At 60.1% G+C, this 13059-nt stretch carries 7 protein-coding genes; all 7 read right to left on the reverse strand.

Annotated elements, in window-relative coordinates; genetic code table 11:
• Nucleotides 1-65: 65 nt before the first annotated feature.
• The 7 genes from JOE29_RS12345 to JOE29_RS12375 all read right to left on the reverse strand — a co-directional run bounded on the left by JOE29_RS12345 (nt 66) and on the right by JOE29_RS12375 (nt 12982).
• A complete protein-coding gene (locus JOE29_RS12345) occupies nt 66-2177 on the reverse strand; it encodes a bifunctional diguanylate cyclase/phosphodiesterase (RefSeq protein WP_074996880.1) in 2112 nt (703 codons plus the stop codon).
• A gap of 168 nt (nt 2178-2345) precedes the next feature.
• Nucleotides 2346-3809 (reverse strand): efflux transporter outer membrane subunit, encoded by a 1464-nt coding sequence (locus tag JOE29_RS12350; RefSeq protein ID WP_103693616.1) that lies wholly within the window; start codon nt 3807-3809, stop codon nt 2346-2348.
• Nucleotides 3806-6913, reverse strand: a complete 3108-nt coding sequence (locus JOE29_RS12355) for an efflux RND transporter permease subunit (RefSeq protein WP_004417843.1) — start codon at nt 6911-6913, stop codon at nt 3806-3808. Before JOE29_RS12355 ends, JOE29_RS12350 begins: the two co-directional genes overlap by 4 nt.
• Nucleotides 6910-10020, reverse strand: a complete 3111-nt coding sequence (locus JOE29_RS12360; protein ID WP_004417844.1) for an MdtB/MuxB family multidrug efflux RND transporter permease subunit — start codon at nt 10018-10020, stop codon at nt 6910-6912. The genes JOE29_RS12355 and JOE29_RS12360 overlap by 4 nt, the downstream gene beginning before the upstream one ends.
• A complete protein-coding gene (locus tag JOE29_RS12365) occupies nt 10017-11321 on the reverse strand; it encodes an MdtA/MuxA family multidrug efflux RND transporter periplasmic adaptor subunit (protein ID WP_004417845.1) in 1305 nt (434 codons plus the stop codon). Before JOE29_RS12365 ends, JOE29_RS12360 begins: the two co-directional genes overlap by 4 nt.
• A gap of 152 nt (nt 11322-11473) precedes the next feature.
• Nucleotides 11474-11974: a thiol peroxidase gene (gene tpx / locus JOE29_RS12370; protein WP_003317607.1), complete on the reverse strand. Its 501-nt coding sequence runs from the start codon at nt 11972-11974 to the stop codon at nt 11474-11476.
• A 90-nt stretch (nt 11975-12064) separates the two neighbouring features.
• Nucleotides 12065-12982 carry a LysR family transcriptional regulator gene (locus JOE29_RS12375; protein WP_057406706.1) on the reverse strand — a complete coding sequence of 306 codons (918 nt, stop codon included), beginning with the start codon at nt 12980-12982 and terminating at the stop codon, nt 12065-12067.
• Nucleotides 12983-13059: the final 77 nt, after the last annotated feature.

A 13059-nucleotide genomic window follows, 5' to 3' on the forward strand; every position in this document is an offset into this window, starting at 1 on the left:
CTTCGCAGGTTAACCAGCCGGTTCGGATCGTGACAGCCTTTACCGTCAAGCGCCATCTGCGCGCTTCAGAAAGCCGCTTGCCCGGCATCGGACGCATCCACTGCAGCTTTCGCTTCGGCGGCGCGGATTTCTTCGAGAAACTGCTGGGCCGGCAACGGATAACCCAGCAGGAAGCCTTGCAGCGAGTGACACCCCAAGTGAGTCAGGAAGCGCTGCTGAACAGCGGTTTCAACGCCTTCGGCGACTATTCGCAGATTCAACGCCTGCCCTACCGCGACGATGGCCGAGACGATGGCGGCGTCGTCGGTGTCATGTTCCAGGTCACGGACGAAGCCCCGATCAATCTTGATTTCATTGGCGGGTAGTCGTTTCAGGTACATCAGACTGGAGTAACCGGTGCCAAAATCATCGATCGACAGGTCCACGCCCATCTCCGAAAGCCTTCTCAACACCGCCAGGCTGGCATCCGCATCGTGCATGGCAGTGGTCTCGGTGATTTCCAGAGTCAGGCAGTTAGCCGGCAACTGATGCCGGGCCAGCGTGTCCGCCACTGCCGTGACCAGACCGGAATGACAGAACTGCAAGGCTGAAAGGTTGACTGCAATACGCCAGTGCGAGTAACCCTGGGTGTACCACTCACGCATTTGCCGACAGGCTTCATCCAGTACCCACTCGCCGATCTGAATGATCAGGCCGGTTTTCTCCGCCATGGAAATGAACAGGTCCGGCCCCAGAACACCCTGTTCCGGGTGGTTCCAGCGCAGCAACGCTTCTGCGCCTACGGGCAGCCCGGTCACGGCGTCGAACTTGGGCTGGTAATAGATACAGAACTGCCGATGTTTGATCGCCCTGTGCAAATCCTGCGACATCTGCAGCTGATTGCGGGCGTTGCTGTTCATCGACGCATCGAAAAAGCTGTAGCCGTTCTTGCCGGCAGCCTTGGTGTGGTACATGGCCGCGTCGGCATTGATCAGAAGCTCATGCTGGGTGCTGCCGTTGCCCGGGTACATGCAGATGCCGATGCTCAGAGATATCTGCAACTGATGTTCGCCAATGTTGAACGGCGTGCCGACTTCGCTGACCTGTCGTCTTGCTACGGCCAATGCATCTTCAACATGTTGAAGCTCCACCAGCAGGACAAACTCGTCGCCGCCGACCCTGGCCAGCGTATCGCGTCGATGCAGACTGTTGCGAAGACGCAAAGCGACCTGCCGCAACAGCAAGTCGCCGATATGGTGGCCGAACGCATCATTGACCGGCTTGAAGCCATCGAGGTCCATGAACATCAGCGCAAAGCAACCACCCGTCTCAACTGCCCTTTTCATGGCCCGATCAATGCGTTCCGTCAACAGCGCCCGGTTTGGCAAGCCGGTCAGGTTGTCGTGCAGGGCCAGGTGGGTCAGTTCCAGATTGGCCTCCGTCAGGGAATCGGCCAGCACGGCGGTACGTGTTTCCAGATGGGAGTCGAGAATACAGCTGAACAGTGCAATTCCCAGAATCGACAGGCTGGCGACCAGTACGATTCGGTCCAGCCCGTTACTGCTCAGCCCTTGCGGCAGCGCACCGCAAAAGCTGCCATCGGCAAAATTCGCAGCGGCCATGCCGGTGTAATGCATGCCGATGACAGCCAGCCCCAGCAACAGCGCCGCCGAGGCGCGTAGCAGGTAGACCCTGGGGCGCTGCTGGCGAAGATGGAAGGCTATGCGCAATGCTGCCGCAGACGCAGCGATAGCAATGACCACAGAAAGCACGAACAGCCACGGCGTATATTGAATGCCAGGCTGCATGCGCATTGCAGCCATGCCGGTGTAGTGCATGGCGCTGATGCCAAGCCCCAGCAACACCGCACCCAGGCTCAGTTGCAGCGCGGGCAATCTTGGCTGGGTGGCGAGCCACAGGGCGAACCCTGAAAAGCCGATGGCGATCAACAGCGAAAGCAGCACCAGTGGCACGTCGTAGCCCAGGTCGATGGGCAATACGAACGCCAGCATACCGATGAAATGTGTCGACCAGGTGCCAACGCCCATCGCGATAGCGCCGCCCGCAGTCCATAAGTGGACAGCACGGCCCCTGGCCGAAACGATGCGGCCCACCAGATCGAGGGCCGTATACGCGGCAAGAATAGCGACGAGAATCGAGATAACGACGAGTGAAGGGATGTAGCTGCCAATCAACATAAACGCACCTGGAAACCAATGAGCGCGTCCATGCCGATCTTGTGCGGGTGATTGTACGCATTAGCGGCCAAATGTCGCGGCAGCCGGTCGAAAAGATGGCGAGTAGCTATTATTTTTTCGATTAATGCGAACAGTTCACTGGAAAACTGCTTTTTGAACCCGAAATACTCATTCCTGGAGCGTCAAACCTGTCTCGGCATTCCAGCCTCCGCCCAGTGCGGCGATCAATTGAACGCTGGCAATCAACCTGCTTTGCAGCACGCTGAGCACACTGCGCTCGTTGCTCAATGCGGTGGCCTGAACATTGACGACGTCCAGGTAACCAATCAGCCCGGCCTTGTATTGATTGTTGGTCAGGCGCAGCGAATCACGAGCCGAGACCAGCGCTTCCTGGCGTACCGCAGCTTCCTGCTCGTATACCTTGAGCTGAACCAGATAGTTCTCGACCTCCTGAAAACCGTTCAGCACGGTCTGCCGGTACTGGGCGACAGTCTGGTCATACACGGCTTCGGTACGATCGACTTCGGCCGAGCGCCTGCCACCGTCGAACAGGGTCAGCGCCAGTTGCGGGCCCACCGACCAGAAGCGGTTAGGCAGGCTGATCCAGTTGGCAAAGGTACTGCTGCTGTAACCGCCGCTCATGCTCAACGTGAAATCCGGATAGTAAGCGGCCTTGGCCACGCCAATGTTGGCATTGGCACCCATCACCGAGCGCTCGGCGGCGGCAATGTCAGGGCGGCGTTCAAGCAACTGCGAAGGCAGGCCTGGCGGAATCTGCGGCAACTGCGGAATCGAGGTGGTGGCGGGCAGATTGAAGTCTGCCGGCGCCATCCCCATCAGTACGGCGATGGCATTCTCATACTGCGCACGCTGCCAGGCCAGATCGATCAGGTCGGCCTGGGTGCTTTTCAACTGCGTCTGCGCCTGCGCGACAGCGTCACTTCCGGAAATACCGGCGCGGTACTGGTTCTGCGTCAGGGTCAGGGAGCGCTGGTAGGCATCCACCGTGGATTCCAGCAGGCGTTTCTGTTCATCGATCACGCGCAATTGCAGGTAATTCTGTACCAGCTCCGATTGCAGACTCAGGCGCATCGCCGCCAGGTCGGCAAGACTTGCCTGAGCATTGGCGGTGTCCGCCTCCAGCCCGCGACGCAGCTTGCCCCAGACGTCGGCCTCCCAGCTGACGCCCAGCTGCGCGTTGTAACTGTTGCGAATCCCGGAGGCACTCGTGCCGCTATTCGACGTGCCTGTGCCCTGCCCCGAGCGGGTTTTGCCGGTTGTCAGGTCAAGCGTAGGCAGGAAGGCAGCCCTGGAGCTGCGCACCAGTGTCTGTGCCTGTCGATACTGCGCATCGTACTGGGCGACGGTCTGGTTGGACGTGTTCAGGCGCTCGACCAGCGCGTTCAGTTGCGGGTCCTTGTACACCTCCCACCACGCACCTTTGGCCATCCCGTCACTCGGCGTCGCCGTACGCCAGCCCTGCGCAGCCTTGAACTGCGCGGGTGCGGCCATGGACGGCTTCTGGTAATCCGGACCCACAGCGCAGGCGCTGAGCAGCACGACGCAAAGCCCCAGCGCGAATGGACGAATCAGCCCTGTCGGGCGGGAGGTGAATACCAGGCGTTCGGTCATAGCGGAGTTTCCAGAGCAGCATCGGTACGCACGCCACGCCATTTGTTGTAACGATGGCGCAGACGGTCGAGATAAAGGTAAACCACAGGGGTGGTATAGAGGGTCAGGACCTGGCTGAAGATCAGGCCGCCGATGATGGTCAAGCCCAGCGGCTTGCGCATTTCCGCGCCTTCGGCGGTGCTCAGCAGCAATGGCAAGGCCCCCAGGATGGCGGCCATCGTAGTCATCAGAATGGGCCGCAGGCGCTGCAGGCAGGCGCTACGGATTGACTCTTGCGGCGTCATTCCCTGTTCGCGCTCCAGATGCAGGGCAAGGTCGATCATCATGATCGCGTTTTTCTTGACCACACCAATCAGCAGGAACAGGCCCAACAGGGAGATCAGACTGAACTCGCTGCCCAGCACGTAGATCGTCAGCAATGCGCCAACCCCTGCGGACGGAAGCGTCGAGAGGATCGTCAGCGGATGAATGTAGCTTTCATAGAGGATTCCCAGCACCAGGTACACCGCCAGCAACGCACCGAGGATCATCCACGGCTGACTCTTCTGCGTGGAAGCGAAGGCGTTGGCGGTCCCGGCCATCTTGGAAATGATGTCGGATGGCAGACCGATGGCGGCAATCGCCCGCTCTATCGCCACGGTGGCCTTGTCGAGGCTGGCGCCTTCGGCCAGATCGAAGGAAATGTTTTCGGCCGCGAACTGACCGTCATGCGATACCCGGTCGTTGGCCAGACTGCGCTCGTAATGGGCGATGCTCGACAGCGGTACACGCTGCCCGTCTGCGGTAATGACCTGGACCTGCTCCAGCGTCACCGGGTCCTGGGCGTATTTTGGATTGACCTCCATCACCACCTTGTACTGGTTGAGGCTGTCATAGATGGTCGATACCTGGCGCTGGCTGTAAGCGTTGTTTAGCACCGCCGTGACCATGTTCATATCGATACCCAGCCGCTTGGCCGTGTCACGGTTGACCACCAGGGTCACCTGCTGTGCTCCGCGCCCTTCCCGTGCGTCGATGGCGGTCAGCTCGGGTACCGACTTGAGCGCTGCGACGATCTTCGGGTACCACAGACGCAGGCTGCCCAGGTCAGCGCTCTGCACGATGTATTGATACTGCGAACTGGTCTGCTCGCGACCGCCGCCCAGTTGCAGGTCCTGATCCGGGGCCAGGAACAGCCTGCCGCCCGGCACATGCGGCATGTTCTTGCGCAGGCGCTCGACCACTTTCTCGGCAGACAGCTTGCGCTCGGAAATCGGCTTGAGGCGCACGATCATGAAGGCGTTATTGGTGCCACCGCTGCCACCGATAAAACCGGCAACGCTTTCCACCGCAGGGTCAGCGAGAATCGACAGGCGGAAAGTCTCCATTTTCGGCTGCATGACCGAAAACGAAAGGCCGTCGTCACCGCGTACGAAACCCATCAGTTGCCCGGTGTCCTGTTGCGGCAGAAAGGTCTTGGGCACCACCACATACAGCGCGATATTGACCACCACGGTGACCAGCAGACTGAGCAGCGTCAGCCGTCGATGCCGCATCACCCAGCCCAGCGAGCGGTCGTAGCCTGCCACCATTCGATCGTTGACCCGCTCGCTCCAGCGCTGAAAGGCGTTTTCCCCATGGGCTTCGCGCGGCTTCAACCAGCGCGCGCACAACATCGGCGTCAGGGTCAGGGACACGATCAGCGAGACGATGATCGCCACCGACAAGGTGATGGAAAACTCGCGAAACAGACTTTCGACCAGACCGCCCATGAACAGGATGGAAATGAACACCGCGACCAGCGAGACGTTCATCGACAGCAAGGTGAACCCCACCTCCTTGGCACCCAGAAAAGCCGCTTTCATGGGGTCGAGGCCGTTGTGAATATGCCGGGATATGTTTTCCAGCACGACGATGGCGTCGTCCACCACCAGACCGGTGGCGAGGATCAACGCCATCAGTGACAGGTTGTTCAGCGAGAAACCGAACAGGTGCATGATCGCAAAGGTGCCGACCAGCGATACCGGAACCGCCAGGGTGGGGATCAGCGAGGCGCGAAAACTGCCGAGAAAGAGGAACACCACCATCACCACCAGCACGACGGCAATCAGCAGGGTCATTTCGGCTTCATGCAGCGTCGCCTTGATCACCGGCGAGCGGTCCATCGCGATATTGAGGCTGACACTGGCCGGCAGCACCGCTCGCAGCGCAGGCAACTGCGCCTTGATCTGCGCCACGGTTTCAATGATGTTGGCCCCCGCCTGGCGGTTGACGACCAGCAGCACGGCACGGTCATTGTTGTAGAACCCGCTGTTGTAACGGTCTTCCACGGCGTCGCTGACTTTCGCCACGTCCTTCAGGCGCAACGTCGCTCCGTCCTTGTAGCGAATGATCAGCGGCGCATAATCCTCGGCGGTTTCCAGCTGGTCGTTGGCCTGCACCTGCCAGTTATGCTGGTCGTCCTCCACAAAGCCCTTCGGCCGTCTTACGTTGGTGCTGGTGATCGCAGTACGCACGTCGTCGAGCGATACACCGTACTGGGAGAGCATCTGCGGCTCCAGTTCGATACGCACAGCAGGCAGCGAGCTGCCGCCGATCTGCACTTCGCCGACCCCGGAAACCTGTGACAGGCTCTGCGACAGGATGGTGGACGCCAGGTCGTAAAGCTGGCCCTTTTCCAGCACTGTCGAGGTCATCGACAAGACCATGATCGGCGCCTGGGACGGGTTGACCTTCTTGTAGGTCGGCATGCTGCGCATCCCGCTGGGCAGCAGGTTGCGTGAGGCATTGATCGCCGCCTGCACTTCCCGGGCAGCGCCGTTGATGTCGCGATCAAGGTCGAACTGCAGAATGATCCGTGTCGTGCCCTGGCTTGAATTGCTGGTCATGGTGTTGATGCCGGCAATGCTGCCCAGCGACCGCTCCAGCGGCGTTGCCACCGTGGACGCCATCACCTCAGGGCTGGCACCGGCGAGACTGGCCGAGACCACGATCACCGGGAAATCCATATTTGGCAACGGTGCCACCGGCAACAAGCGAAAGCTCACCGCGCCGAGCAGCATGATCGCCAGGCTCAGCAGAACGGTCGCGACGGGGCGGCTGATGAATGGCGCTGAGAGATTCATGCGTCAGCCCGTTCCAGTCGGTCCGGATCGGCAGGCTTGCGACTCCAGCGACGGCCAAGGCGGTCGAAATACAGGTAGATGACCGGCGTGGTGAACAGTGTCAGGACTTGGCTGAGCAACAGCCCGCCGACCATCACCAGCCCAAGTGGTTGCCGCAATTCGGCGCCGGAACCACTGGCGAGCATCAGCGGGATGGCGCCGAACAACGCTGCCAGGGTGGTCATGAGAATCGGCCGGAAGCGCAACAGCGCCGCGTCGTAGATCGCCTGCTCGGGCGCAACACCGCGGTTGCGCTCAGCGTCGAGCGCGAAGTCGATCATCATGATCGCGTTCTTCTTGACGATACCGATCAATAGAATGATGCCGATGATCGCAATCATCCCCAGATCGTTGCCGCTGATCAGCAGAGCCAGCAAGGCCCCCACCGCTGCCGACGGCAGGGTCGAGAGGATGGTGATCGGGTGAATGTAGCTCTCATAGAGCACGCCCAGCACGATATACATGGTGACCACTGCCGCCAGAATCAGCAGCAGCGTGCTGGACAATGACGCCTGAAACGCTTCGGCTGCGCCCTGAAACTGGGTCTGCACGCCAATCGGCATGCCGATCTCCTGCTCGACCTCCTCGATCACCTTCACCGCCTTGCCCAGGGCGATGTCGGGCGCCAGGTTGAACGACATCATCACCGCCGGAAACTGCCCAAGGTGCGCGATGGCCAACTGAGCCTGGCGCTGCTCGACACGCGCCAGGCTGGACAGCTTCACCTGAGCACCATCGGTGGTCTTGACGTGGATCTGCTCCAGCGCCGCCGGACCGAGCTCGCTGCCCGAGGCAGCCTGCAGCACCACGCGGTACTGGCTGGCCTGCGTATAGATGGTGGATATCTGGCGCTGACCGAAGGCGTCGTACAGCGCATCGGTGATGTTCGCAACCGTGACCCCGACCCGGCTGGCCGCATCACGATCGATGTTCAGGTACACCTGCAAACCTTTGTCCTGCAGGTCGCTGGCCACATCCCTCAGTTCGGGCCGCTTGCCGAGCGCGTCTACCAGCTTTTCGCTCCACAACGTCAGCAGTTCGGCGTCAGGCGACGACATGCTGAATTGATACTGGGTACGACTGACCCGGTCTTCAATGGTCAGGTCCTGCACTGGCTGCATGAACAGACGAATATCCGACAGCTTGTCGACCTCGGGCTGCAGGCGCTGGATCACCTCGGACGCGGTCAGGTCGCGCGCTCCGTGAGGCTTGAGGTTGATCAGCAGACGCCCGCTGTTCAGCGTGGCGTTGTCACCGTCGACACCGATGTAGGACGACAGACTGACCACCGCCGGGTCCTTGAGAATGATGTCGGCAAGTGCCTGCTGACGCTGGCTCATCGCTGCGAACGAGACCGACTGTGGCGCTTCCGAAATGCCCTGGATCACTCCGGTGTCCTGCACCGGGAAGAAGCCTTTGGGTACGACGATGTACAGCAGCACCGTCAGTGCCAGGGTGGCCAAGGCAACCAGCAGGGTCAGTGGCTGATGCTTGAGCACCCAGCGCAGTCTGCCCGCGTAGATGTCGATCAGCCAGTCGATCCAGGCACCGCTGGCCCGGTAAAAGCGGCTCTGCTCTTCTTCCTTGGGCTCGCGCTTTAGCAAGCGCGCGCACATCATCGGCGTCAGGGTCAGCGAGACCACCAGCGATATCAATATCGCGACCGCCAGGGTTATCGCGAACTCGCGGAACAGCCGCCCTACCACGTCGGCCATGAACAACAGCGGGATCAATACCGCAATCAGTGACAGTGTCAGGGAAATGAGGGTGAAACCGATCTGCTTCGCGCCCTTGAGGGCGGCCTGCAAGGGCGTTTCGCCCTCTTCGATATGCCGGGAGATGTTTTCCAGCATGACGATGGCGTCATCGACAACGAAACCGGTCGCGATGGTCATGGCCATCAGCGTCAGGTTGTTGACCGAAAAGCCTGCCAGGTACATCACGCCGAACGTGCCTACCAGTGACAGTGGAACGGCAATCGAGGGAATGATCGTCGCGCTGAAACGACGCAGGAACAGGAACGTGACCAGCACCACCAGGATGATCGCGATCAGCAATTCGTGCTGAACATCGGTCACCGACGCGCGGATCGTCTGCGTGCGGTCCGTCAGGACCACGACGTCGAGGCCGGCCGGAAGGTTTTCGGTGATCGACGGCAACAACGCCTTGATCCGGTCGACCACCTCGATGACGTTGGCACCCGGCTGACGCTGAATGTTCAGTAGTACTGCCTGACTCCGATTGGCCCAGGCCGCGAGCCGCTCGTTTTCGGCACCATCGACGATTTCGGCGACATCCTTCAGGCGCAAAGGTGCGCCATCCTTGTAGGCCAGAATCAGGTTGGCGTACTCCTCCGGAGACTTCAGCTGATCGTTGGCATCCAGCATCGACACCCGGGTCGGCCCGTCGAAGTTGCCCTTCGGCTGGTTGACGTTGGAGGCGCTGATCAGGGTACGCACGTCGGACAGGTTTAGGCTGTTGGCGGCCAGCGCCTCCGGGTTGACCTTGATCCGGACCGCCTGCCGCTGCCCGCCGGCAATGCTGACCATGCCCACGCCGCTGATCTGCGAGATCTTCTGCGCCATGCGCGTATCGACCAGATCATTGAGCTTGGGCAACAACATGGTTTTCGAGGTGATCGCCAAGGTCAGAACCGGTGTGTCGGCCGGGTTGACCTTGTTGTAGACCGGAGGCGCTGGCAGGTCGGTTGGCAGCAGGTTGGTGGCCGCGTTGATCGCCGCCTGCACCTGCTGCTCGGCCACATCCATATTGATTTCAAGGCTGAAGCGCAACGTAATGACTGACGCACCGCCCGAGCTGGTCGAGGCCATCTGGGTCAGGCCGGGCATCTGTCCGAATTGACGTTCCAGAGGCGCAGTCACGGAGCTGGTCATCACCTGCGGGCTGGCACCTGGGTACAGGGTCATCACCCGAATGGTCGGATAGTCGACCTGGGGCAACGCCGAAACCGGTAGCAAGGTATAGGCGATCAGACCCGCCAGGACGATTGCCAACATACTCAGTGTGGTGGCAACCGGACGCAGGATGAACAGGCGCGACATGTTCATACGTTTGGTTTTTCCACCTTGCCGAGCGCCGCCGACTTGTCGGTTTTGCTGTCAGGCTTGCCTTGCAGCTTCTGAGCCGGGCCAGCCGGCACTTCCTTGCTGTCGTTGACGACTTCGACTTCGGCACCGTCGCGCAGACGGTCGGTGCCTTCAAGCACCACCCGCTCGCCGGCCGCCAGACCTTCGGTGATCACCGTGGATGTCTCGTCGCTCGGGCCGGTCTTGAGCAGCTTGAGCTTGACCTTCTTGTCACCGTCCAGCACATAGACAAAGGTCCCGTCGGTGCCGAACTGCACGGCCGCGGTCGGCACGAGCGTGACTTTTTTCAGCGTGTCGGCGCGCAGCCGCACGTTGACAAACTGATTGGGAAACAGGACCTCGTCGCTGTTATCGAAACGCGCCTTGAACTTCAGTGTGCCGGTGGCCACGTCGATCTGGTTGTCGAGACTGGCCAGTACGCCTGTAGCCTGCATCTTCGTATCGCCACGGTCCCAGGCTTCAACGGGTAGCTTGTCGCCGGTGCGGTAGCGGGAAATGACTTTCGACAGGTCTTTTTCAGGCAGCGTGAACGCCACGGAAATAGGCTGAGTCTGGGTAATCACCACCAGTGCTGTCGTATCATTTGCGGCAACCAGATTGCCCACGTCCAGCTGTTTGAGGCCGACACGCCCGGCAATCGGGGCACGGATGCGACTGAAGTCCAGGCTGAGTTTTGCGTCAGCCACGGCAGCCTGATTGGTCTTGATCGTGCCCTTGTATTGATTGACCAGCGACTCGGCAGTGTCGAGGGTCTGCTTGGCGATGCTGTCCTCGGCAAACAAGCCTCGGTAACGCTGCACGTCGAGCTGAGCGTTCTTGAGCAGCGCCTGGTTGGTGGCCAGCGTACCTTCGGCCTGCTGCAACGCCACCTGATAGCTGCGCGGATCGATTTCAGCCAGCAGATCACCCGCCTTCACCATCTGCCCTTCCTGGAAATAAATCTTCACCAGCTCCCCTGCCACGCGGCTGCGCACATTGATGGTGTTCATCGCCGTCACGGTGCCAAGCGCTTTGTAGTAGATCGGAAAATCACCTTCGGTAGCCGGGGCCACACGCACCGGAACCGCGACAGCCGATCCGCCAAAGCCAGGACGTGCCATCCCGCTCGTTGCAGGCTTCTTGTTGCTATCGGCCCCCTTGCCGGAAGTGGACGCAGGCCAGAACCACCAGCACAAGGCGACAATAACCAACAGGACCAACAAACTGATCAACCAGCGACGGGATTTACGGGAGCCAGACGATTGCATGAATAAATCAACCATTACAGGTGGGGGTTTGTTCAGAAGGCTGAACAATAAGCACAGTTACGTTACAAGCAAAGCGCCTTTACCAAGCGCTTACTTTGGATAAACGTATGAAGCACAAACAAAAAAACGGCCTGAGCGGATTCAGGCCGTCGACAGGTTGCGGAAAGTTACTTCAGCACAGCCAATGCAGCGTCATAGTTGGGCTCGCTACCGATCTCGGCAACCAGTTCGCTGTGCAGCACTTTGTCGTTTTCGTCCAGCACTACCACGGCGCGCGCAGTCAGACCCGCGAGCGGGCCGTCTGCAACGGCAACACCATAATTCTGAGCAAAATCAGCACTGCGGAACGAGGACAGGTTCTGGACATTCTCCAGCCCTTCGGAGCCGCAGAACCGGGCCTGGGCGAACGGCAGGTCAGCCGAGATGCACAGAACCACGGCGTTGCTCAGGTCATTGGCCTGGGTGTTGAATTTACGTACCGAAGTGGCACAGGTCGGCGTATCGACGCTAGGGAAGATGTTCAATACCTTGCGCTTGCCGGCGAAGGAAGCCAGGGTTTTATCCGCAAGGCCTGCGCCAACCAGCGTGAAATCGTGTGCCTTGCTACCGACTTCAGGCAGGTTGCCACTGACCTGAACGGGGCTGCCTTTGAGGGTCACTTGAGCCATGAAACACGTTCCTTTTCAAAATGGATGAAAGAGCCGGAAGTTAAACACGAAAGTGTGCCGCGGCCTATATGGGATAATTCTGAATTTTTTTCAGGAAACCAGTCTGTCCCTAATATCTGTGTGGGCACACAATTCCACCAGCCAATCAACGAATACCCTGACCCGTCGTGATAACTGTCGATGCGGGGGGTAAAGCGCCGTCAGTGGCAGCGGCGGCGGACGGTGCAATCGCAATACTTCCACCAGTACACCGCTGCGCAATTGCGCGGCGACATGGTAGCGCGGCACCTGAATCAGGCCGAACCCGGCTTCGCACGCCGCGACATAGCCATCGGCACTGTTGACAGCGATCGAGCAGGCCGATGCATGTTCAACGCCCATGCCATCGGCCATGAACTCCAGCCCATAACGCTTGCCAGTGCTGGTCGAAAAATATTCGATTACTTGATGTTGCACGAGCTCCTGCAAGTTCAGTGGCGTGCCGTGCTGCTCCAGATACTCACGACTGGCGCAGGTAATCTGGGTCAGACTGCCCAGTGGCCTGGCCACCAGTGTTTCATCCAGTGCCGCGCCGGCACGCAACACGCAGTCCACGCCTTCGCGGATCAGATCCACCGGCCTGTCACTCATGCCGATCTCCAGACGGATCTGCGGATAGCGCCGGCTGAATTCAGGCAACGCCGGGATGATGATCATACGGCCCAGACTGACCGGCAGATCGACACGCAACAGCCCCTTGGGCTCGGCCCCGGTCGCCGAGAACGATGCCTCGGCATCGTCCAGATCGGCCAACAGGCTGACGCAGCGCTGGTAATAGGCCTTGCCGTCCGGGGTGGCGCTGACCTGACGTGTCGTCCGTTGCAAAAGCTGTACGCCCAGGTGCGCTTCCAACTGCTTGATCAGTACCGTCACCGAGGCACGCGGCATGTGCAGACTCTCGGCCGCTCTGGCGAAACCGCCCAGTTCGACGATACGGGTGAATACGCGCATGGCGTTGAATCGATCCATGATGGCCGGCAACCTGAAGGTAGATGAGGTGTGAAGGGACTTGCAGGTGCAAGAGGGACGTCCGGGAAAGACCAGGC

It is taken from the genome of Pseudomonas sp. PvP009, from assembly GCF_017832995.1.
GTDB lineage: Bacteria > Pseudomonadota > Gammaproteobacteria > Pseudomonadales > Pseudomonadaceae > Aquipseudomonas > Aquipseudomonas syringae.